Origin of the sequence: Pseudomonas sp. FSL W5-0299, from assembly GCF_005930655.1 — a bacterium.
Classification (GTDB): domain Bacteria; phylum Pseudomonadota; class Gammaproteobacteria; order Pseudomonadales; family Pseudomonadaceae; genus Aquipseudomonas; species Aquipseudomonas mandelii.
In genome coordinates, this window is sequence record NZ_RXHX01000008.1 from 157,391 (window position 1) to 179,579 (window position 22,189).

Below are 22,189 nucleotides of genomic sequence, written 5' to 3' on the forward strand. Positions count from 1 at the left end.
GCAAGGAGCTTCACCATGACTGCATCGCAAGCACTGCCCCAGGCTCAACGTCAACGCTGCGAAGTCTGGACCCGGGTGATGGGCTATCACCGCCCTGTGTCGGCGTTCAATCCGGGTAAACAGTCGGAGCACCGTGAGCGGGTGCACTTCACTGAAAGCGCGGCGCTGGCCGGGCGCCAATGAGTCGAACGCTTCGGGTCGGGGGCATGGTGCCCCTGACCACTATCGACTATCCGGGACAGCTCGCCTGCGTGCTGTTTTGCCAGGGTTGCGCCTGGCGTTGTCGTTACTGCCATAACCCGCAGTTGATCCCGCCTCGTGGCACAGACGAAGTGGATTGGCGGCGGGTGCTGGCGTTTCTGCAACGGCGTCAGGACCTGCTCGATGCGGTGGTGTTCAGTGGCGGTGAGCCGACCCTGCAGGACGGTTTGCTCGGCGCCATGGAGGAGGTGCGGGCGATGGGGTTTCGCATTGGTTTGCACAGTGCCGGTATCAAGCCGGCTGCATTCGCCAAGGCATTGCCTGGCGCTGATTGGGTTGGCTTCGATGTGAAGGCGCTGCCGGAGGATTGCCAGGCGATCACCCGGGTCGAAGGCAGCGGTACCGCCAATTGGCGCAGCCTTGAGCATCTGCTGGCAAGTGGTGTCGATTATGAATGTCGTACCACTGTGCACTGGCATCTGTTCGAGCCGGCGCGGTTACTGGTCCTCGCGCAGCGTTTGAGCGAACTCGGCGTCAAGCGTTTCGCCGTGCAACTGGTTCGCACCGAGCGGATGTTCGATCCGCTGCTGCCGAGTGTTTCGGCACAAGCCTTGCTACCTGACTTATGGGAAGCCATGCGCGAGCTGTTTCCCGCTTTCGTGTTACGGGGGTAACCGTGGCTGCGAATCAACGTTTAACGGTGACATCCATCATTAGGTTTTCAAATGCGCTGCCAATCGGCAGGTATCAAACAGGGAGCATTTGATATGGCCAAATTAACGACAGCACAACGTATCGTCATCGGCTTTGCCATCGCGCCGTTGGCGCTGATGGGCATGGCGTTTTACGCGTTGCACGATCTGGCAACGCTCAAGGAACAGGCGGTAGTAATCGTCAAGCAGGACTGGCCGAAGATCGATCCGATCATGGTCATCGCCACCGGCGTACGTGATAACGCCAGGAACACTAGGGATCTACTGATCGATAAAGATAATCAGCAGGTGCAGCAGTCAATCGACGCTACCAAGAAACGGATTACCCAGGCACTCGATACGCTTGAACCATTGTTCTATTTGCCAGAGGGCAAAACCGCTTATGCCGCGTTGAAGAAGAATCGTGAAGCCTACGTGGCGGCGTTCACTCAAGTGCAGGTGTTGATCCGGCAAGGGGCTTTCGATGACGCCATGGCACAGCTGAAACAAAAGGTCGTGCCGGCCGAACGCGAGGTTTATGGCAGCCTGGATCAATTGATGGCGCTGCAAGGCAAAATATTCGCCGACAGAGAACAATCAGCGCAGGCGTTGTACAGCGATGCCCGGCGCAATATGCTCGGGTTGTTTTTGTTCTGTGTGGCGCTGGTCATCGCCGCGGCGGTGATCGTCACGCGCAGTGTGACCCGTCCATTGGGCGGCGAGCCGGACGATGCCGCACGGTTTTTAAGTCAGATCGCTCAAGGCGACCTGACGATTCAGGTACCCGTGAACTCAAGTGCCGGCGGCAGCGTGATGATGAACATGCATCAGATGCAGCAAAGTCTGAATGCCATGGTCAGGCACATCGCGATGTCGGTGGACCAGGTGGCCAGTTCCTCCGAAGAGCTGAGTGCGGTCAGCAGCCAGACCAGCAGCAACCTGCAATTGCAAGGGCTGGAGATCGAGCAGGCGGCCACCGCCGTGAACCAGATGACCGCTGCGGTCGATGAAGTGGCGCGCAATGCGGTCAGCACCTCCGAGGCCTCGCGGCAGTCCGAGCAAACCGCGCAACGCGGGCGTGAACAGGTTCAGGAAACCGTGGTTTCAATCGGCGCACTGGCCGATGGGGTCACCGACACTTCACAGCGCATCGAGCAACTGGCGGGCCGGGTGCAGGACATCAGCAAGGTGCTGGACGTGATTCGCAGCATCGCCGAGCAGACCAATTTGCTGGCCCTGAACGCGGCCATTGAAGCGGCTCGTGCTGGTGATGCCGGACGCGGTTTTGCCGTGGTCGCCGATGAAGTGCGCGCCCTGGCGCATCGCACTCAAGAGTCCACCCAGGAAATCGAGCAGATGATCGGCAACATTCGTCTCGATACCGGGCATGCGGTGACGGCCATGCAAAGCAGCAGCAACCTGGTGCGGGCCACCCTGGAAGTGGCGCAACGGTCGGGCGATGCATTGGATGAAATCACCCGGTCGATCTCGCAGATCAACGAGCGCAACATGATGATTGCCAGCGCTACGGAGGAGCAGGCATTGGTGGCGCGTGAGGTGGACCGCAATCTGATGGGGATTCGCAACTTGTCAGAGCAGGTCTTGCTGGGTGCCCAACATACTCACACCGCAGGTCACGATTTGGCGCAGATGGCCGGGGCGCTGCACCAGACGGTGGCGCGTTTTAAAGTCTAGGTAATTCGGGTTGGTGGTTGTGGATGAGGGCGCTCAGGACCAGCCCCAGAACTGCAACCACCAGTCGAACCCTACCAAGCCGATGGCGAGTAACAGGCAAGTGCTGCCAGCGCAGCGACGAACCTGGGAAAGGCCTTCGCGGTCCAGCCGTTTCCAACCCAGCAACAGGCTCCAGCCCATCGCAGCCATTAACAGACAAGCCCTGGCCGGTTGTACCCACTCCAGTAGCAGACCTTCATAGCGCAGCAATTTCACCGTTGTGGCCGACAGCCCTAGAAACAATCCCGCACCACCCAAGGGCGTGAGTGTCAGCGCCAGGGGCCAATACAGTGCAGGATCTTGCGCCAGTCGAGCCGTCAGGCGCAGAAGGATCATCAACGCCGTGCCTAACACCATCGAACTCAAACTCAAGTAAGCGACGATGCTGAAACCGTCGAGCCAGCTGAAGCTGTCGTTGAGGTGCGGGTAATGGGTCAGCAGCCACCAGGGCGCGTTGTCCTCAAGGGCCCAGAGTTGGTCGTGCTCGACCAGCCATTGGGCGAGGGTTTGTTTGAGGGCGACGAACCATGGGCTGACCGTCCACTGAAAGGCGCCCATGGCCAGACCGATCACACCGAACAGCAATAGACGCGCGTCCCATGGTGAAAGCGTCTGCGCCGTCGCATGAAGAATCTCTTGGTTGCTGGAGCGCGCGATCAGCTGAACCGCGCCGCGTTGTCCGCTGCAACGTCCGCAGGCATGGCAGTCACTGGCGCCTTGCATACGACGGATATCGAGCAAGGGCGCGCAGTTGGGCGGCGGCAGGCGTGGCGCGGGGTTTTCCATCCAGCGTTGTTCGTCGACCTGAAAATGCACGGGCGCCAGTCGGGCGAGCAGGGCGAAGACGCCACTGACCGGGCACAGGTAACGGCACCAGACCCGTTTGCCTCGGGCGAACAGCAACCCGACGACGACCGCGGCGACGGTCGAACCGCCCAGAATCAACAGCGCCGCCTGGGCGTAGTCATAGACGCTGATCAACTGGCCGTAGAGGGTTGTCAGGCAGAACGCCAGGGTTGGCCAGCCGCCCCAGCGCAACCAGCGCGGTACACCCAAACCTTTGCCGTAATGGCTGGCCCATTCGCTGAGTGAGCCTTCCGGACAGAGAACGCCACACCAGATTCGTCCAAACAGTACGATCGACAGCAACACGAACGGCCACCAAATGCCCCAGAACAAAAACTGCGCGAACAGGGTCAGGTTATCGAGCAGCCGTGCCTGGCTGTCCGGCAGCGACAACACCGCCGGGATCACCAACAGCAACGCGTAAAACAGTACAACGACCCACTGCACGGCACGGATGACGGGCGCGTGACGACGCATGCCGTCGCCCAGGCGCTGCAGCCATTGATTGCGGCGACTCAGCTCAGGCATGGGACTTTTTCCACAGCACGCTGGCGCAGCCAACCCCCGACGGTCAGCCAATAACCGGCCAGCACCAGTAACGTCATGCCGCTGGGCGTCGCACGATAACCGGCAAAACCGGCAAGAAAACCACCCAGTCCATGGCTGTCGCTGAGCAAGGCACTGCTGTCCCAAAGCGCATCACCAACGAGGCTGTACATCACCTCCGGTAAATCCATGGCGAGTAATTGGCCGCCAATTCGCTCGGTACCGCTGACCAGCAACGCCGCGCCGAGTATCAGCAAAACAGCTTCGCTGATGGAAAAGAATCGCTGCCACGAGATGAACCGGCGACTGCTGTGCAGCAAGGCAATGGTCAGCGCCGACAGCACCAATCCCATTGCGCCGCCGACGACAAACAAACTGAGCTGCGGACCTCGCAACTGAGCACCGGAGCCATAGAGAAAGACTACCGTTTCACTGCCTTCGCGGCTGACGGCGAGCAGGGCCAGCAGTAACAGACTCGCGCCACCATGCCGAGCCAGGTAGCTATCAGCGTGTCGTTGCAAATCGTGCTTGAGCGTGCGCCCGTGGCGGTGCATCCAGCCGACCATTTGCACTATCAGCAGGCTGGCCACCAGCGCAAGTGCAGCCTGAAACCATTCACTGGCTGAACCGCTCATGGCCTCACCGGCAAACAGAATCAACACCGCCAGCAGGCCCGAAAGCATCAACCCCAGCACGACGCCTGCCCACAAGTACTTCGCCAGTCGATCACCCTGATGCTGCTGACTGACCCAGGCCTGGAGAATGCCGATCACCAGCAGCGCCTCGACGCTTTCGCGCCAGACAATGAACATTGATTGATACATGAAAACTCCGTGTTTGAACGGGTTATTTCGCGAGGATGCCGCCCTCGGGCAGTTGTGGATTGAACTCGTCGAAGAAGGGGTAGTGGCCGGGCCTGAGCGGGTGAATGACCACGAAGGTTGTCACGCCCGGCGACAGTACTTTTTCAACCCGCAATGGTGTGCTCTCAAATTCGGCTGGGCCTTGGCCGATATTTCTCAGGATGATCTTGAAGCGCTGACCGGCCGGAACCTCCAACAGGGCAGGAGTGAAGTGGCCATCGCGCAGGCTGAGTTCATAGCTGGGTAATTCGGCATAGGCCGTGAACGGCGCCACTGCTCCGGCAAGCATCAGCCAGGCAATCTGCAGGCGCTTCATTCAATAGCCGCCTTTTTTACCAATGCCGGCGTAGATGAACTCGTAGTGCAATTCGCAGCGTTCAAACCAGGGGGCTACGCCGGTTTCCTTATCGGTATGACGGCCAAGGGACCCATGACCGCCGGGTGGCAGGACGTTGAAGGTCAGCTGATATTTGCCTGGGCCGAGCAGCTTTACATTGTCGCCATAGTGCGGGCCGTCATTGGCGACCATGGCGTGGAAATCGCCTTTGAGTTCGTTCTCGCTGCCCTGTTTTTTCAGATTGAACGAGACATTGAGGTAAGGCACGAAACTGCCTTCCTGAAAGCCCTGTCGATTGTCCGCCGTGGCGCGAATGTCGGCTTCCAGATGCACATCGGAATCCGCGGTGGCCCGCATCATTCCGGCAGGTGCCATCTCGATCGGCTGCAAATACACCGCCCCGACTTCCAGCCCAGGACACAACTGTGGCTCACCGATCGGGTATTCCTTAGCGTGAGCCAGCGGTGTGAGCAAGAGCAGGGCAAGCGAAAGCGACAAGGGGGTACGCATAATTTCTTCCTGGGCATTGACGAGTAGGAGCCCGAGTCTAGGAAGCTTTGCTGCGAACAATAATGATTGGCATCAAGTTTCGAGAAATTAAACCGATGGCACATCACTCTGGCGAAATCGCTGGGCGCGCTCGACGGTGTGGGTCATCTGTTCGGCTGCGTGAATGGTCAGCGGATGCTGGGTAAAGCCGGGTCTGGGGGATATGTAGGTGGCCATCTCGCGCGCAACGGCGAGCTGGTGTTCCGAACCATCGGCCAGCAGGGCGATGACCAGGTTTTCCAAGGCAATCACTCGGACACGCAGATGAACCAGTTCAGCGTTGGTCAAGGCGGGCGGGGCGGTAAACGCTTTGTCATCAAGAGATGTTGCAGCATCTTGATCGTCCCAAGTTGATAGGCCGCTTGGGAAAGGATTTTTATTGAGCATGAGAGGCGTCTCCAAGTCTGTTAAAGCGTTAGCTTAGCCCCGGGATTGCGAAGGAGGTGAGCGCAGTCATCTGATGTCGATTCTTGATGTGTATCAAGGCTGGCTTTGCGTAAGGGCTATAGGTTGGAAGAACGCCTCCCAATGACCGGAGATCGGCATGGCTAAGAACTTCCCCATCAACCCCAAGCACCCCGAACGGATTTGTTGGGGGTGCGACCGTTATTGTCCGGCGAAGTCCCTGGCCTGCGGCAATGGTTCCGACCGTACGATGCACCCGGCCGAACTTTTCGGCGAGGATTGGAATGTGCCTGGTGACTGGGGCATCGAGAAGCTCATCACTACTGACAAGCCGACAGATGATGTTGCGGACACCTGGACTGGCAGTCGGAGCGAGTAGCGGGTGACAGAAGCAAACAACCAGACAGTTTCATGCTTTTAGTTACCATTTTTTAGGTTATTTAGTTCGGATAGCTGGCAGGCTGCTCAAAAAAACATCACATCGATCATCTATGCGATTTCGCCACATTAATATAACTAAACTAAATAGACGTTTAGTTGAGTTATGGTCGTTATCGCAACTAAACTCTACAAACAGACAGCACTGAACTGGCCAACGTGCCTAAGAACCCACCTCAAAGTTCTTGCCAAGAGTTTGATAGCGCTGACCAATTTCGATGAAGTAACTTCATGCAGGCGATTGGTGCCCCTCCAAAACACATCAGTGAAACGGAGGTCATGCTCGAGTCGTAACTAACAACTTTGCCGTCTTGGTCCAGCAAATTTCCCCGGCTGGCTTTTAAAAGTGCGTGTCCCGCAACGACATCATGAGCTGACACAGGGTAAAGCGATACAGCGCAGACACCGTCACCAGCGGCTACCCGTGCAAGCCGGTAGGCGATACTGGGCATGGCGTGGTATTGCCCAGGTGAGCAGAGTTTTTCATTGGCTTCGGGCCTGGTCACTGCAGCAGCGCTGACCATGACTAAATCTCCAACCTCTAAATCTCTTTGGCTTAGATCTACGTCTACTGGCTGGCCATTTCGCAATAGCTGCGGCATTCCCTCAGCCCAAGCGAGGCAGTCCTTACCACGATCATCTGTTATCGGTGCGTAAACCACACCTAGAACTGGGATCGAATTTCGCAGTAACCCTACAGAAATTGATGAGCCCTTAATGCCCCTTAAAAAATCACTTGTGCCATCGTTTGGATCGATTACCCAGCACCACGGATGGCCAGATAATACGTGTCCCGTTTCCTCCCCCCAAAAATCACAATTTAGCAATTGCAGCAGGGGATCGCGCAGACGCTTCTCTATCTCGATATCCACATCTGCCTTATCGCCCTGACCACGTACTCCAGTGGGCCTTTGCCATTCGGCGATCAGTAGCTCACCAGCCAGTGTCACCTCAGCTACGACCCGATCAAGCAGCGCAAATAGGTTGATGTTCTCCACAAAGGTTCTCCGATTGGTAGACCGCGTACAAAGCAATGGAAAGGGAACTACGGATCGCTAACGCTGCAATTTTCTCGTTGTAGCAGTATTGGCACCACCAATTCGGCAATCAATCTAGCATCACGAGATGCAGAAATTCCACGCCTCGCAGCGATGTCTCATTTCAGCTGTTTAGCCATCGTGTAACCGCTAAAATCTTGCTCCTACTAAGATTTAGTGCTGCGTAAAAATTTGAGCCTTCCTAGCCTTGGTAAAAGTCTAGGATTTACGTAGGCAACTGCTTGGGCTGTGACAGCTGAAACAACCGTGCTAGAGCGGTTATGCGACCTGTAGCCCACTATAGTTTTTAAATGTCGATTGGTGACTCGGTCTAATGTTTAAATATCGGCGCTAAATTGTATGCCGTTGGATCGAACACAGTTGGTTTAGACGCGTCAAATGATAAACAACGGATGAAATTGATGGAGGCCCTGAATCTGTTGGCCCTAAGCAAGCATTGGAAAATTTGACGAACCCTGAACTTGGTGTAGCCCATCTTGTTGATTTGGAAGGGGGTATAGTCTTTAAATGCATTTTTCTAATTTTTACCTGATCCTCACATCAAATCTGATCACCACAGCCCCCCAGCCCCATATAAGATATTACGCATAATGTATATTATGTTAAACGATGTGTCAGAGCGGAACTTCTACCAAAGGTTCTTTCGAGCTACCACTGCTGTACCCCGCACCGACAGAGCTCTCTGAGTGCAAGTGATAGCGAGTCGCCTGTCACTCAAGCGATTCGTGCGATGACCAACTGGGATTCATCTGACGTACTGAGCCGAGCCGGTGGCTCGAAGGATGGAGGAAGCGCTATATGAAATCGCGCCAATACGTCAGTTCGCATGCCTGACCATCAGCGCGTCTAACTCCGAAGACACCACGATCATGACCTTCCGGCACCTGCTGGAAATACATAAGTTGGCCCATGCGATCTTCACCATCATCAATGGTTATTTGCAGGAAAAAGGCTTCTCCCTACGTCGGGTGTGTTAACGTTCTGACCGGTTTCAAGCATTTTTTCTCCTGTTTGACCGGATCGAACGCTGCCTTCCAGCGTTTTCTCGAGAACCCTCGCTTCATTGGTGGCCTGCCCACCCTCCGGCCTTCTGTTTCACCGACAGATGCTGCCTTCATCACATTGCACTATCGGTAAAGCCGATTTTAGTGCGCATCACTACAGAGCTTGATGGCCCGACCGTTGCCGGTACGAGCATCACTCTTTTCCGCGCTCAGTCGTCGTCAGGGCCAAGATCCCGCGCGCGATGAACCGCCTGAAGAAAGGAGTCTTTATGACTTTTAGAGTTGCCATTCTTGGCGCCGGCCCTAGCGGCTTGGCACAATTACGTGCTTTTGAAGCTGCCCGTTGCGACGGCGCTGAATCCCCCGAGATCGTTTGCTACGAAAAGCAGAGTGACTGGGGCGGTCTGTGGAATTACACCTGGCGCACCGGTTTGGATCTGTATGGCGAGCCCGTCCATGGCAGCATGTACCGATATCTCTGGTCAAACGGCCCCAAGGAATGCCTGGAGTTCGCCAATTACAGTTTCGAAGAACACTTCGGCCGGCCGATTCCTTCCTACCCGCCACGCGCCGTGTTGCGAGACTACATCATCGGCCGCGTAGCCAAAAGCAACGTGCGACAGCACATCCGTTTCAATACAGCGGTGCATTGGGTTGCCTATGACGAGAGCACCGGCAAGTTCGCGGTCACCGTGCGCGACCTCAAGCAAGACCAACTGATCACCGAAGAATTCGATCACGTAATCGTCGCCACCGGGCACTTCTCGACCCCCAACGCGCCCTACTTTGAAGGCTTGGAGCAGTTCCCCGGTCGCGTATTGCACGCCCATGATTTCCGCGATGCATGCGAGTTTCAAGGCAAAAATTTGCTGCTGGTTGGCAGCAGCTACTCCGCAGAAGACATCGGCACGCAGTGCCACAAGTACGGCGCCAAGTCGGTTACTTTCAGCTATCGCACCAAGCCTATGGGCTTTGATTGGCCGGAATCTTTTGCCGAAGTACCGTTGCTCACCCATGTGGTCGGCAAGACCGCACATTTTAAGGATGGCACCAGCAAAGAGGTCGACGCGATCATCCTGTGCACCGGGTATCAGCATCACTTCCCGTTCATGCCCAACGAGTTGACGCTGACCACGCGCAACCGGCTCTACCCGGAAGGCTTGTACAAAGGCATCGTGTCTTTGGCCAATCCGAAGCTGATGTTCCTCGGCATGCAGGATCAGTACTACACGTTCAACATGTTCGATGCCCAGGCCTGGTATGCCCGGGACATTATGCTTGGCCGCATCACGCTACCAGTAGAGCAAGCCATGGTCAGCGACAGCCGTGAATGGGTGGCTCGCGAAGAGCAAGTGGCCGATCCCTTTGAAGCCATCGACTATCAAGCCGCCTACATACTCGACCTGCTTGAGCCCACCGATTACCCGCCTTTCGATGTTCTCGCCGTGGCTGATATCTTCAAGGAGTGGGAGCATGACAAAGAAGCGGACATCCTCGGCTATCGCAACAAAAGCTACCGCTCCACGCTGACCGGCACCATGGCGCCCGTGCATCACACGCCGTGGATGGATGCGATGGACGATTCACTGGAAGCCTTTCTGCACGGCAAGCAATCGAAGCCTGCAAAGGTATCTACATGAATCAGCCAAGCCTGAGCCAGGCACGGTCGCACTCCCCTCTCCAGTCGACCGATAAGATCGAGTACGGAATCATCCCTGGCATGTTCCCAATTTCACACGATCGCCGTGTTGGAAGAAATTGATGATCCGCCTCCTCTCTTCGACCTGAAATCCTGTGGCTGTATCTGCAGCCCAAATTTTCGACACGATCGATTGGATGTTCCCCAACCGGCCACTGGCCTAGTCGATTACTGGGTGCCTGGTTTCCTCATAGGAGTGACAAATTGCTGACTCGACCCGACAAAGATGCGCTACGTGCAATGCTCGAATCGCAAGTTCAAGAAAAGCTACAGCACGACCCTGATGCGGTAACGACTTATGCAGCACAGCCTGAACCCGAACGGAAGCCATACACCAGTAAGCCCACGGTTCAGGACAAGGCTTTTCACAAAGAGTTAGAGCAAATGCGTGCAGATGCCGAAGCCGGAGTGATACATACGCCTAAGCGTGAGTCTCAGGAGACGGGGGCTCCTAGCCTTAGGCTGGACGATTATCCAGATCTGTAAAACACGCCGCAGTGAATCTAAAGGCATTGGACGGCTTCAGAATTAGAACCAATGGAGACCACACGTGAGAAAGCCCCCTTTGAAGGTCATCATTGAAGAATGGGATGGTGACGGCGCTATTCGAATTCCGGACGAAGCGCTGCAGGAATTGGAACTGGATGTCGGCGACGCTGTGTATTTGATAGAAGAATTTGTTGGCAATACGCGCTGCCTTGTCCTATCAAAAAAGCCTCAAATCACGGATCTGATAGACGAGCTCACGGAAGCATGGAATAGCAGGCAGCTTGGTAACGCCCAGGAGAAATGAGACAGCTGCAATGCGCTTCGCGAATCAATCGTGGCAGGCCAACTGCGGAGTGAATCGCTCAGGGCATATGAATACTTTGGGTCGAGCCGGCTTAAGCCCGAATGAGCGATAGCCGATGTAGCTATAGCTCCGCAGCCCAGCAAATCGCCAATTGAATCAGAGATCAGGTACTTGCGGGCCGAGAATTATGTAAAGGCCTGGTTAAGCAGTAGTGGTACCCAGGGCGAGCATTAATCGTCCATAAAGCGCTCACATCACGTAAGGCTCGAACAGCCTCCGGACATTCACCCGCGCCTTCAGCTTCGCGGCCAACAGGTACAAACCTCCCACCTTGCGATGAAGAAATAGTACATCCACAGGTGGCGTGTGCCAGAAGTCGCGGTCGGCACCTAGTTCCCAACCGGTATCACGTAGGCGTACGGCCAGGTCAGACGTCGCAAAGTCATAGGTACCTTGATGCCTCAGTGGCTCGCAGGCCTGTGTAATGAGATCAGTGAGCACCGCTCGGTGTTTGGGCAGCGTTTCAGGCTGAAAGTAGCCGACGTCCAGCGCGGCATTGGTGATGGCGGCACGGTCTTCATGCAGGCCTGCAATCAACAAGCGGCGATAAGCCTCGGTAGTGTTGCGGTCATAAAGTCGCGTGGCGCCGAAGTCCAACAATACCATCCGGCCGGAGTCTTGCTGATAACGGTAATTGGCAAAGTTAGGGTCGGTCTGCACGCACTGGAACTCAAACACCTCGCGCAGAAACAGGCCGAATAGCAACATGATGATCCGGTCGCGCTCTGCCTGCGGCGCGTGCTCTAGTGACTCCACCGCTACTCCATCAACGAAGGACATCACCAAAATATTTGGCGTGCTGAACTGGGCATACGCACGAGGAACCAGAAAGTCAGGACTGTCCGCCAACAGTTGATCAAAGCGCTGTAGGTGCTCGGTTTCTTTCATGTAATCCGCTTCATCCTGTAGCTGACGCTTGGCCTCTTGGAGCAATGGGCCGATGTCCATGCCTTTAGGCAGCATCCCGGACATGCGCAGCAAGGTAGCAACGTTATCCACATCGCTGGAAATACTCTCGCGCACGCCAGGGTATTGCACCTTGATCGCCAGGCGTTGGCCGTCCTTATCTTTCGCAGCATGAACCTGGCCGATGGACGCTGCCGCCAATGGCGTGAAGGAAAACCGTTCGAAGCGCTCTTCCCACCCCTTGCCCCAGCTTCCGTTGAGGACTGCCACCAACTGGCTCATAGGCATAGGGTGAGCGTCGCAACGCAGACGAGAAAGGATTTCGCTGAACTCGCGCGGCAACAAATCACCTGTGTCCATCGATAACAACTGGCCAACCTTCATGGCGGCGCCACGCAGTTGCGACAGTTGCTCGACCACCCGATGCACATTGCCCGACGTCAACAGAAGTTCGCTGAGCGCCGGACGTTTGCCCTGAACCCACTGCCGAGCGCCTTCGGCTAGCATGCCGCCCGCGACGCCCGAGGCCAAACTGCCAAAACGCATCAACCGCGATAAGCGGCTGCCAGGCACGGGCAACGAACCGGGCTCACGAGGCTTCATGAATGAAGCGCCTCAACGATCGCGGCAAGCAGCAAGCAGACGCTCGCCACGAAGGTAAGCCGTAATCGCATCGGAAAGTACCAAGCGGGCAAGCTCGTAACCCGCAACAGCTGCCTGTCCTGCCGGAGGTGGGCAACAAAGCCGATGACCAACAGCAAGCAACCCAATGGCATTGGCAGTAACGTGGCAATCCAAGCAACAAGCGCAGGAATGACACTCCAGATGAACCGGTCTCTGCCCTGCTCGGCGCTCATGTCTTGCACGGTCATGGCGAAGCCCCAGTGTAAGGCGCCGACGAAGCTCAGGATGACTGCGCCATAGTTAACAAGCGCAATCGCAAACAACGGCCGATAGTCGAGCGAGAACGGGATCAGCAGCGTCAGAAAAATAAACGGCAACAGACCGCCATAACCCAGCAGGCTGACGTGCTTTGGCAGAGAGGTTGAAGGCAACGCGTTCATTTGTATTCCTTGCAGTGAGCGACACTCAAGACTGTAGGCCCAAAAGCCCCGCTTGGGCGAGATTGATGGCGATCCGAAGCTGGGGTCAGCGTAATGAATCGCTTTGTAGAATTGGATCATTGCCCATTGCTTTGCGGGCAAGGAGGCGACGGCATATGAGGAGTTTCGCATCCTTGAGATCATGCTCAGTGCCTGCATTTACCAAGTCGACCGCACCCTAGAACCCTTCCAGTCTTCAGTTCTTAGTGATCGGGTTTTTAAAGCGTTCCAATGCAATGAACAGATTCTTGAAACCAAAATTAATAGGGAAACCGCGCCAGCTGTGCTTTGCCTGGTCGTCCAAGGCTCCCTGCCCTGCGGCGAGTTTAAGATGTTTACAGACCTCCTTTCAGCGAGACAAAGCGTGAACTCTGTGCTCGCCTATACTAATAATGTTAAATCATGCTGGTGAGCTCGGCTAACAAGGCATTGATAAATATGGAGATTTAAAAAATTGTTTGCCTTGGAGGTCGCGGGTTAAGAAATATTTCGCCGTGACGGTTTGGTGTCGTTTAGAGGTTTTGATATGAACGTCTTGTTGAAAGAACTTCAGGCATATCATCATGAGGTCGCTATAAAAATCACTCAGATCAAAGAGTTGCTGAGGAAGATGAGGCATGAATCCGAATCCGATGGTGCTGATGACTGCAAGCTGTTGTTCAAGATGCTGGAAGCCATGCATGGTGATGCAGAACGACACCACCATGAAAATGAAGAACTTATTAGGCTGGCATTGCTAGCGACTGAGGCGCCGATCCACCAACGGGTCAAGGATATCGAGCGAGATCATCAAGCATTTGGGCGCATTGCTGGACAGCTGAAGATGTTGGAGGACACAACTCAGGAAGCGAGAGTAATTGCTGATACTATCGATGACTTTATCAAAAAATATTTCGATCATATGGACTCGGAGGAAAATATTTTCTTTCCGTTGGCAGATAAATGGCTGGCAGACGAGCAGTGGCAGGAAATAAAGCGTCAGTGGCATTAATTGCGTCTTACCGTAGGCCTTAATATTCTAGCTACTACTCAGATTCGCGATCTAACAAGCTCGGTTTGCTTTACTTGATTTGGTAATCGGAATATTGCAATGCGCTCATTTAAGCCTCCTAACTTTTTCTCCGGTGAGAAAAATTATAAACTCGGAATCGCTGATTTGACTGACCGGCCCAAAATCTATCGCGCGCAAATATGATGATCCGTTAACCCACTTTGACTCATCGCCAATCATGGCGTCTCGTGACGACTGGCTCGTTGATTCAACAATCGTGTATTGCCGTCCAGACTTACCTATTGCTTCGAAGCGATCGGTTTCTTGAAGACGACTAGCCATTTCATAGAACTCCATTTCGGTTGGAAGCCGTTAAAAGATAGCATCGTGGTACTGAATTGCCAGAAAACGGGCTTGTTCCAGCTTCGGTAATGTATCCGGTGTAATAGGCAAGCCCTCAAACGTCGCTGCAAGCGTAATCGGCTTCAAAGATGATGTTATTGGCGATTTGCCGACCTCTACAATTAGCCCCATAAATGCACATCCTTACCCGTGGATCGATTCCCGTCACATACCAGAGGCAAGAGCGTATGCGTTAACCACTCGGGTGCAGGGTGCGTTTAGTTAGCGTAACGAACGTCCTGGCTGGCCAAATCCTGCGATTTACTGCTGCTTTTGCATACTGCGGTCTGCGTCGTAACGGCCATGATTCAGGTCGTATTTGGATGCACCCCAATCTTACCGGTCAGTATAGTTAGCTCCGTCCCTATGCCGGAGTGCCTTAAATTGGACAATACCCGTGAACGCTTGATTGACTCAGCGCTGAAGCTGTTTCTTTCACAAGGTATATACATTACTGGTGTGATGGCCATCGCCGCGATGGCAGGTGTTACCAAGATGACGCTCTACAGCCATTTCCCCTCCAAGGATGCGCTGATAGTGGCTTGCCTTGAGGAGCGCGACCGACGCTGGCGTGAAGAGGTAGAGCGCACCTTGGCAGGGCATCCTGACCCGGTCAGTGGCATGCTCGCTTTTTTCGATTTGTATCAACGCTTTCTTTTACAAGACAGCGAACGCGGGTGCCTGTTCGTCAACAGTGCGGCCGAATTCCCCCAGTTTAGCCACCCTGTGCATTTGGCAGTGAGCAGGCATAAGCAAGGGATACGCGACAATCTCACTACCTTGGCCGTGAGCGCCGGTATAAGTGACCCTGACGTAGTTGCTGAGGGGCTTTTTATCTTACTGGAGGGCAGTTTTGTCAGCGGCGCCATGGGCCAGGACGTCAGGGTATTCGACACTGCCCGACGCGTAGCTCATTGCTGGATCCGGAAGCAGGCCCAACAGGAGCAGAGCGTATGACCCTAGGCCTATTGGCGGCCATTGCCGCCACTTTTTCATGGTCGCTGCTCTACATCTTTCCGGGGTTGGTCGGCGATTACAGCCTTTTTGATCTGGCTGTGGTGAGCTATGCCTTTGCCGGTTTAGGTAGCCTGCTTGTGCTGTTTGTTTACCGCAGCGAAGTTAGGCAATTGCGACTGAGCGACTGGGCCTGTGCCGCACTGCTGGGCTTCTTGGGATACATCGGCTACTTCTTCCTGATCACCACTGCGGTCTTGGCAGCTGGGCCGGTGATCCCTCCGGTGATGATGGGGTCAGTACCGATTGTGCTTGCGATCGCCGGCAACATGCGAAGCTCCAGCGTGCCCTGGCGCGCCATTGCCGGGCCGCTGCTGGTGGCGGCATTGGGCATAAGTTTGGTCAACTTGAGCGTGTTTGATTTTAGCGCCGCAAAGGTGGTGCTCCCGACCCATTCGATACTGCTGGGGCTGCTCGCATCGTTAATGGCAATTGGATTTTGGACGGGCTTTGGATTGTTAAATGAAAGTGCTTTGGCTCAGCGCCCAAGCATGTCCCCCATGTTGTGGTCAGCCATGCTGATCTTCATGTGCAGCGTCGAGATGCTGGCGTTCATACCCGTTGGTCTGCACTTGAACCTGTCCCACTTCGCTAGCCATCCGAGCGGGTTAGCAGGTACTCAGGCGCTATTAGTCTGTGGGTTGATTCAGGGGTTAGGGGCTACCCTTGCGGGTGCCTGGGCATGGTCAATTGCAACTCGACGTCTACCTCTGGCGCTCAGCGGGCAATTGATCGCCAGCGGAACCATTTATGCAACTACGATGGGCCTGCTGATCAACCAACGCTGGCCCTCTCCTATGGAAGCGCTTGGGACAGGGTTGCTATTGGTCGGGGTGGTATGGGCAATTCACGCCTTTTATCGCAGGCAAACACGCCTCGCGACGCGTGGTGGGGTAACTGACCTTGGCCAAAACTAATTCGACTGCGCCGGTACGGGCATTTTAGGTGTCCACTTTGGATTGATTTGGCATCATTACCCTGAGTGCCGGAGTCGGGAAGGTGTGTTTGGCGGACGGTTACGGCGTAGCTGTCGGAGGGGCCCGGCATTGCGAAATCAAACTTAGAGAGACGCGGGGGGGGGCTCAATCACGTAAGGATTTCAAGGTATTTCAACCTGATAGGCCGCATCGGAAGTCGGAATGCCGATATGCAGAAATGATATCTGTATTCAGAGCATTTCTAACAGAACCTGACAGGCTCCCTGGGTCTTTGTTGCCGAACTTAGCGATTAAATGAGCCGGAATATCCTAGACGCAAGATCGCTACCGAAGAAAGACCGCAAAAGGCAAAGCCGCCTCTAAGTCAGTAACGCGCAAATAAAAACTGACGCTTTGTTGGGTTCCCGTTTTGTTCTAGGGGGGCGTGCTGCGAGTTTAAATATGACGAAGGCCAATGCCGCATCGAGGCCAACGGGACGCTAAAGTAAATTTACATCCGATGGATCCTTGCCTGACTAAGCGACTAGCGGTGCTAGTGAGCATCTCAAGCTTCCGGGGACTCAGTCATCGCGACTCCTTTTCGCCCCAGTTGTTTAACGCCATACATGGCCTGATCCGCCGCCTTAAGCAATGTATCGAGACTCTTGCCATGGGTAGGACACAGCGAGACGCCAATACTGCACGATATTGAAAGCTCTCCTGCACTGGTCACGACTGTCTGCGCGATGGTTTCGAGCACCCTCGCCGCCTTCAGTTCCGCACTCTCGGTGTGGGTAATGCCTGTAACCAGAATCACGAATTCATCCCCGCCGTAGCGTGCGATGGTGTCACACGAGCGAGTGGCTTGAAGCATGCGATTTGCGACCGCTCGGAGAACCTGATCGCCGACCTCATGGCCGTACTTATCGTTGATATCCTTGAAGTGATCCAGGTCGATCAACAGCACGGCAAATGGAACCCCGTTCACTTTCCAATCGGAGAAGGCCTGATCAAATCGATCGGCGAAAAGGTAGCGATTAGGCAGTTGGGTGAGCACGTCATGAGTTGCGAGATAAGCCGAGCGTTCGTGTTCAACCTCTGCTCTTTCGATCGCTTTGAAATGCCGAATCAATACCACAGGCACAAGCACGAATGCCCCCGCGAGAACCGCAAGGATGATCAATGTTTCCGCGGTCAGAATATCCCCCAATCGCAACTGACGCTCAAACAACAAGATCATCGGTTGTGAAACATTCCTGATCTCGACTCGGTCAGATAGCGCCGGTAATAGGAAGCGATCCAAGATACAGGCTTGCTCGGTCTGCGTTGAAAAAACATTGCTTTCAGATCCTGCAGCGGTTTTCAGGACAGCACTGACGCGAACCAGGGGATCTACGTTCGCATAACTCACAGCCTCCTGTAGCGAGTCCGTCTTGATCAAAAGCAAAGACACCATCGTGCTGCCAAAGAAATTGGGGCGAGTGTTCCCTCGATCCTGTTCAGGACGAATGACTGACTGCATCAGAATGTAAGCGTTCCCCCCTCATACATTGAGAAAACAGGCGATACGACCGGCTTCTGATTATTGTGTGTTCGAGCCAACGCATAGGAGAGATAGGCGACGGTTTCTAGCTTGACGCCATAGATCGAACTCGATTCAGGGAGTAAGGGGTACATGAACAATACAGGCCAAGTCTCATTGAGATAGACCTGATGTTGCGCAGGTTGGTGAGTGAGACTCGGAAAATCCTTGAGTTGAAAGTCTGGTCGCCAAGTACGGCGCAACAGATCTTCAAAAGCCGCCTGTTCGGCGATGGGTACCGCCCGCGCCGCCTCAAGCATATAAATATGAGGGTAAGCGGCTAAAACGACGGCTGCATACCGGGCCGCAGCTTCCGTATCGCTCTGATCGACGGCTTGAAGAAATGCCGAGAAACCCGCCAGCACAGCCTCATTAGTATCAAGCTGATTGCGCACGATGCCGGAAATATTTTGTACGTATTCCGAGAAACGCTTTTCTCTACGTTCAGTCTCAGACTTCAGCAGTAACAGAGCTGAAAAAACAACCAATCCGACAGCGAGGAAAATGAAACCTGCCAGGGAGCTGCGCCGCCTAGTAAGCATCACTTTAACTTTTCCAAGGCGCAGAGCGAGAGCAGAGCCTTGGCAAGCACTGTTGAAGCTAAAAGAGATCGCGGGTGAACGACCGATAAATGCCGATTTGAAGGTCGCTGAGCATTGAAAACAACTCCCAAGGAATCAGATCCGATACGATTTCTGCTCTGCACTGCGGCTACCCCTTTCGCATGTGCTCGAAAGAAAAATTTTCGAGCCCCATTTGCTGCTTCCTAGATGGTCACCACCGCAACGAAACTCACTATAGGGCAATTTGCCAGTATTCGCTGTGTCGTGTGCAATACCTTCGGTTCGAGCTCAGGCGTTTATAAGGGGAAACTCCAAGTGAAAGCTCGTACCTGCGTCAGTGCTATCAACGGTTATACGACCGCCATGCAGTTGCATAATCGAACGAACGATGGCCAATCCCAGCCCTCCGGAATCGTCGGGTTGATTGCGTGATGGGTCACACCGGTAAAAACGCTCAAACAATCGTGGAAGATGTTCTGCCGCAATCGGCTCGCCGTGGTTGTGCACAGTGATGTCGAGACGGTGCTCCAAAACCCTGCTGCTGATCGTCACTGCAGAGGTAGGAGTTGCGTAGCGCAGCGCATTCGCCAGCAAGTTAGCAAGTGCTCGACGGATCAAGCCTGGATCACCCAGCAATTGATCCTGGGCCTGGTTTATCAGCTGTACATCTCGTTCTTGCGCTACCCCTTCGAAATACTCACAGAGCTGCTCGATCAGATCGTGCAGGTTGATTTGCTCGAATTTTACGCAAGCGTTTGGTTGCTCGGTGCGAGCGAGAAACAGCATGCTGTCGATCATGCGGGCCAGCCTTTCATACTCTTCCTGATTGGAAACCAGCAGGTTCTGATAGTCCTCTATAGAGCGACTGCGCCTCAGAGTTTGTTGGGTATGTCCCATCAGGTTGCCTAGTGGGGTTCGCATCTCATGGGCGAGGTCTTCCGAGAAACGTGAAAGCTGGGCGAATCCGTCCTCAAGACGTGCAAGCATCTGGTTGAGGGCATTACAGAGCGGTTTGAGTTCATTCAGCTCACTGAACTCATCCAGCCGCAGATGCAGATGCTGCACATCGATAGCGGCCGCGCGCTTGGCCAGCAGGCGCACAGGGTGCAGGCCTCGTTGACTAACCCACCAACCGAATCCAAAAGCCAATAGCGCTCCGACTGACATGGCCAGCCAAAGCCTGAGTCGGTAAACCCCCAGCATCTGCTCGCGCTCACCCAACAACTTGCCAGCGATCAAGGTCAAGCCGCGATCACCTTGTATGACATCCTGCCAGGCAAGCCGCACAGCCTCGGAAGAGTGATCCTCAACAAGGCGCGCCTGGGGGGCAGCCGGCAACTTTGGAAAAGTCATACCCACCGGGTTGATTTCGATCAACACCTTGCCGGTGTCATCGACAATCCATAGCAGACTGTCGCGATTGCCCAACATGTTTTCGTAGAGCTTGGGCCGACCTCGCAGTTGCTCGATGCTGTCGCTATCGCTGATCAATGCTTGCATTCGCTCCAGGCGTCCCAGCAGGGCCTGGTCGTCGCGCCACGCAATCTCTCGCTGTAACGATTGATAAAGATAAAAACCGATGGAGCCCAATAACAGTGCGCTGACCAATGCGAACATGATCGCCAGGCGCAGGCTCAGAGTGCGCGGAAACAGAGTCAAGATTGCACCTCGAGCATGTAACCGATACCACGGACTGTGTGGATCAATTTCAGCGGGTAAGGATCATCAACCTTGGCGCGCAGTCGGCGGATGGCGACATCGACCACATTAGTGTCACTGTCAAAGTTCATTTGCCAGATCTGTGAGGCAATCAACGAACGCGATAGCACCTCCCCTTCACGACTAAGCAGCAAGTGCAGTAGGGCGAACTCCTTATTGGTCAGGGTGAGGCGCTCTCCGTTGCGCGTTACCTTGCGTCGCAACAAGTCCAGACTTAGGTCGCCAGCCACAAAATGCTCCACCTCGCGAGGCGGGCCACGGCGCAGCAAAGTGCGTACGCGTGCCAACAACTCGGCATAGGAAAAGGGTTTCACCAGATAATCATCAGCCCCCAACTCCAGCCCTTTGACCCGATCATCAACCGAATCACGTGCGGTAAGAAACAGTACCGGGGTCTGCCACTTACGCCGGATGATTTGCAGCAATTGCCAGCCGTCCAACCCCGGCAACATGACATCCAGAATGATCAGATCGAACTCACTCTCCTGTGCCAAATGCTGGCCATCGAGGCCGTCAAGAGCGATCTCTACCGAATAGCCCGATTCAGTCAGGGCTTTGCGCAGGTAATCCGCCATTTTCGTTTCATCTTCAACCACCAGGATACGCATTTTTTCCTCCAGGACTGGCGCACAGGCTAGCCCGCTTCGCTGATTTCTCACATTACATATTGGTAATCAGGAGGTAATCATTCTGACGGAGCGGGCTGGTCATGATGTCTGGCAATGACCCAGACAGACTCAACCAACCAACCAAGGAAACAGCATGCGTACAAGCCTATCGACTTCATTGCTGATCACACTCGCAATGAACTCTGCGTTCGCCGTTGCAGCTCCGGATCAGGTTGCGCAGCGCCAGGACGTGTCACTTGCAATGGCCAACGATTTGCTAACGGCCGCGCTGACCGCCTGTCATGCCGATGGCCGCACAGCCGTCGCCGCAGTTGTCGACCGTGGCGGCAATCTGGTTGCCGTGCAACGCGATGACAATGTCGGCCCGCACAACACGTTAGCCGCGCAACGCAAAGCCTATACCGCCCTGTCGACCAAGACTTCGACGCGGTTGTTAGCTGAGCGCGCTCGCGCTAATCCAGATGCTGAAAACCTCAACACCCTCGATGAGTTGTTACTGCTCGGTGGAGGCGTGCCATTGAAATTCGATGGTCAGGTCATCGGCGCCATTGGGGTGGCTGGTGCGGGGGGCGCAACACACGATGAAGGTTGCGCAGAGGTCGCTATCAACAAAGTTTTACCTGCCGTTAAAAACTAAGGACATCACCATGACTGTATTGAAAAGTATCTTCGCTGGCGCTGTATTGAGTGCCCTTTCAGCCCTTGCATCAGCGGCAACAAATCCGTTGAGCGTGCATGTACTCAACTTGCAGGATGGTCTGCCCTCCCCTGGAGTCAATGTCACGTTGGAAAAACAGGATGGGAAAAACTGGGACATGCTCAACAGCGCGGCTACCAACGAGCAAGGTCGTATCACCGGGCTGTATCCGCAAGGTCGGGGTCTGGAGAAAGGTACCTACCGTGTCACCTTCAAGACTGGTGAGTGGTTCAAGTCGCACAAAACGTCCAGCTTCTTTCCGGAGGTACCCGTCATTTTTGAGGTGGACGGTACCGTTCCTCACTATCACATCCCGTTGCTTCTGAGCCCTTACGGTTTCTCCACATACCGAGGAAATTGATCGTAAAGCGATACCAAAGGATACCGCCCGAAGGTGAAGACAGCCGCCCCTACTCAAAAGGGCGGCACTGTCGCTTAACT

At 54.7% G+C, this 22,189-nt stretch carries 23 protein-coding genes and 3 pseudogenes; 14 read left to right on the forward strand and 12 right to left on the reverse strand.

Annotated elements, in window-relative coordinates:
- Window positions 1–15: 15 nt before the first annotated feature.
- From nrdD to FHL16_RS34975, 4 genes and pseudogenes are all read left to right on the forward strand, one after another.
- Window positions 16–183, forward strand: coding sequence for an anaerobic ribonucleoside-triphosphate reductase (nrdD, locus tag FHL16_RS34705; protein WP_010460242.1), 168 nt, complete (start codon window positions 16–18; stop codon window positions 181–183).
- Entirely contained in the window at window positions 180–875 is a 696-nt protein-coding gene (locus tag FHL16_RS13185) for an anaerobic ribonucleoside-triphosphate reductase activating protein (RefSeq protein ID WP_077748442.1), read from the forward strand. The genes nrdD and FHL16_RS13185 overlap by 4 nt, the downstream gene beginning before the upstream one ends.
- A gap of 93 nt (window positions 876–968) precedes the next feature.
- Window positions 969–1,496: pseudogene (locus FHL16_RS34970) on the forward strand (MCP four helix bundle domain-containing protein); the annotation flags it as partial.
- A 387-nt stretch (window positions 1,497–1,883) separates the two neighbouring features.
- The gene (locus FHL16_RS34975; RefSeq protein ID WP_370655155.1) at window positions 1,884–2,588 is read left to right on the forward strand and encodes a methyl-accepting chemotaxis protein; all 705 of its coding nucleotides are present in this window, start codon (window positions 1,884–1,886) and stop codon (window positions 2,586–2,588) included.
- Window positions 2,589–2,621: 33 nt separating this feature from the next.
- On the opposite strand, the gene FHL16_RS13195 is transcribed toward FHL16_RS34975, so the two are convergent.
- The 5 genes from FHL16_RS13195 to FHL16_RS13215 all read right to left on the reverse strand — a co-directional run bounded on the left by FHL16_RS13195 (window position 2,622) and on the right by FHL16_RS13215 (window position 6,155).
- Window positions 2,622–4,001 (reverse strand): 4Fe-4S binding protein, encoded by a 1,380-nt coding sequence (locus tag FHL16_RS13195; RefSeq protein ID WP_077748443.1) that lies wholly within the window; start codon window positions 3,999–4,001, stop codon window positions 2,622–2,624.
- On the reverse strand, window positions 3,989–4,843 hold the full coding sequence (locus FHL16_RS13200) for an FTR1 family iron permease (protein ID WP_010460249.1): 855 nt from the start codon (window positions 4,841–4,843) through the stop codon (window positions 3,989–3,991). Before FHL16_RS13200 ends, FHL16_RS13195 begins: the two co-directional genes overlap by 13 nt.
- A gap of 22 nt (window positions 4,844–4,865) precedes the next feature.
- Entirely contained in the window at window positions 4,866–5,198 is a 333-nt protein-coding gene (locus FHL16_RS13205; RefSeq protein ID WP_077748444.1) for a cupredoxin domain-containing protein, read from the reverse strand.
- Window positions 5,199–5,729, reverse strand: coding sequence for an iron transporter (locus FHL16_RS13210; protein ID WP_077748445.1), 531 nt, complete (start codon window positions 5,727–5,729; stop codon window positions 5,199–5,201).
- 87 nt (window positions 5,730–5,816) lie between these two features.
- Window positions 5,817–6,155 carry a hypothetical protein gene (locus FHL16_RS13215; protein WP_077748446.1) on the reverse strand — a complete coding sequence of 113 codons (339 nt, stop codon included), beginning with the start codon at window positions 6,153–6,155 and terminating at the stop codon, window positions 5,817–5,819.
- A gap of 157 nt (window positions 6,156–6,312) precedes the next feature.
- Here FHL16_RS13215 and FHL16_RS13220 point away from each other — a divergent pair, with 157 nt between their 5' ends.
- On the forward strand, window positions 6,313–6,552 hold the full coding sequence (locus tag FHL16_RS13220; RefSeq protein ID WP_077748447.1) for a DUF3079 domain-containing protein: 240 nt from the start codon (window positions 6,313–6,315) through the stop codon (window positions 6,550–6,552).
- Window positions 6,553–6,787: 235 nt separating this feature from the next.
- On the opposite strand, the gene FHL16_RS13225 is transcribed toward FHL16_RS13220, so the two are convergent.
- Complete coding sequence (locus FHL16_RS13225) at window positions 6,788–7,609, reverse strand: inositol monophosphatase family protein (RefSeq protein WP_077748448.1); 822 nt, start codon at window positions 7,607–7,609, stop codon at window positions 6,788–6,790.
- Window positions 7,610–8,451: 842 nt separating this feature from the next.
- On the opposite strand from FHL16_RS13225, the pseudogene FHL16_RS13230 reads away from it, so the two are divergent.
- From FHL16_RS13230 to FHL16_RS13245, 4 genes and pseudogenes are all read left to right on the forward strand, one after another.
- Window positions 8,452–8,637, forward strand: a pseudogene (locus FHL16_RS13230) (IS5/IS1182 family transposase); the annotation flags it as partial.
- 305 nt (window positions 8,638–8,942) lie between these two features.
- Window positions 8,943–10,313 carry an NAD(P)-binding domain-containing protein gene (locus tag FHL16_RS13235; RefSeq protein WP_077748449.1) on the forward strand — a complete coding sequence of 457 codons (1,371 nt, stop codon included), beginning with the start codon at window positions 8,943–8,945 and terminating at the stop codon, window positions 10,311–10,313.
- Window positions 10,314–10,576: 263 nt separating this feature from the next.
- Window positions 10,577–10,858 (forward strand): hypothetical protein, encoded by a 282-nt coding sequence (locus FHL16_RS13240; protein ID WP_010460264.1) that lies wholly within the window; start codon window positions 10,577–10,579, stop codon window positions 10,856–10,858.
- A 64-nt stretch (window positions 10,859–10,922) separates the two neighbouring features.
- Entirely contained in the window at window positions 10,923–11,165 is a 243-nt protein-coding gene (locus FHL16_RS13245) for an AbrB/MazE/SpoVT family DNA-binding domain-containing protein (protein ID WP_010460266.1), read from the forward strand.
- Between the two features lie 249 nt (window positions 11,166–11,414).
- Here FHL16_RS13245 and FHL16_RS13250 read toward each other — a convergent pair whose 3' ends face one another.
- Together FHL16_RS13250 and FHL16_RS13255 are read right to left on the reverse strand one after the other, a co-directional pair.
- Window positions 11,415–12,734, reverse strand: a complete 1,320-nt coding sequence (locus FHL16_RS13250) for an ABC1 kinase family protein (protein WP_077748450.1) — start codon at window positions 12,732–12,734, stop codon at window positions 11,415–11,417.
- Window positions 12,731–13,195 (reverse strand): DUF3429 domain-containing protein, encoded by a 465-nt coding sequence (locus tag FHL16_RS13255; protein ID WP_077748499.1) that lies wholly within the window; start codon window positions 13,193–13,195, stop codon window positions 12,731–12,733. The genes FHL16_RS13250 and FHL16_RS13255 overlap by 4 nt, the downstream gene beginning before the upstream one ends.
- A 565-nt stretch (window positions 13,196–13,760) precedes the next feature.
- On the opposite strand from FHL16_RS13255, the gene FHL16_RS13260 reads away from it, so the two are divergent.
- Window positions 13,761–14,225, forward strand: coding sequence for a hemerythrin domain-containing protein (locus FHL16_RS13260; RefSeq protein WP_077748451.1), 465 nt, complete (start codon window positions 13,761–13,763; stop codon window positions 14,223–14,225).
- A gap of 105 nt (window positions 14,226–14,330) precedes the next feature.
- On the opposite strand, the gene FHL16_RS13265 is transcribed toward FHL16_RS13260, so the two are convergent.
- Window positions 14,331–14,567 (reverse strand): hypothetical protein, encoded by a 237-nt coding sequence (locus tag FHL16_RS13265; protein WP_077748452.1) that lies wholly within the window; start codon window positions 14,565–14,567, stop codon window positions 14,331–14,333.
- Between the two features lie 444 nt (window positions 14,568–15,011).
- Between FHL16_RS13265 and FHL16_RS13270 the strand changes: the two genes are divergently transcribed.
- Entirely contained in the window at window positions 15,012–15,584 is a 573-nt protein-coding gene (locus FHL16_RS13270) for a TetR/AcrR family transcriptional regulator (protein ID WP_077748453.1), read from the forward strand.
- Window positions 15,581–16,558 carry a DMT family transporter gene (locus FHL16_RS13275; protein ID WP_077748454.1) on the forward strand — a complete coding sequence of 326 codons (978 nt, stop codon included), beginning with the start codon at window positions 15,581–15,583 and terminating at the stop codon, window positions 16,556–16,558. The genes FHL16_RS13270 and FHL16_RS13275 overlap by 4 nt, the downstream gene beginning before the upstream one ends.
- A 565-nt stretch (window positions 16,559–17,123) precedes the next feature.
- Here FHL16_RS13275 and FHL16_RS34980 read toward each other — a convergent pair.
- The 3 genes and pseudogenes from FHL16_RS34980 to FHL16_RS13290 form a co-directional block, all read right to left on the reverse strand.
- A pseudogene (locus FHL16_RS34980) lies at window positions 17,124–18,682 on the reverse strand (diguanylate cyclase domain-containing protein).
- Window positions 18,683–18,991: 309 nt separating this feature from the next.
- Complete coding sequence (locus FHL16_RS13285) at window positions 18,992–20,362, reverse strand: heavy metal sensor histidine kinase (protein WP_077748455.1); 1,371 nt, start codon at window positions 20,360–20,362, stop codon at window positions 18,992–18,994.
- Window positions 20,359–21,030, reverse strand: coding sequence for a heavy metal response regulator transcription factor (locus FHL16_RS13290; RefSeq protein WP_077748456.1), 672 nt, complete (start codon window positions 21,028–21,030; stop codon window positions 20,359–20,361). The genes FHL16_RS13285 and FHL16_RS13290 overlap by 4 nt, the downstream gene beginning before the upstream one ends.
- A gap of 154 nt (window positions 21,031–21,184) precedes the next feature.
- On the opposite strand from FHL16_RS13290, the gene FHL16_RS13295 reads away from it, so the two are divergent.
- Window positions 21,185–21,688, forward strand: a complete 504-nt coding sequence (locus FHL16_RS13295) for a GlcG/HbpS family heme-binding protein (protein WP_077748457.1) — start codon at window positions 21,185–21,187, stop codon at window positions 21,686–21,688.
- Between the two features lie 10 nt (window positions 21,689–21,698).
- Entirely contained in the window at window positions 21,699–22,109 is a 411-nt protein-coding gene (gene uraH, locus FHL16_RS13300) for a hydroxyisourate hydrolase (RefSeq protein ID WP_077748458.1), read from the forward strand.
- The last annotated feature ends 80 nt before the right edge of the window (window positions 22,110–22,189 follow it).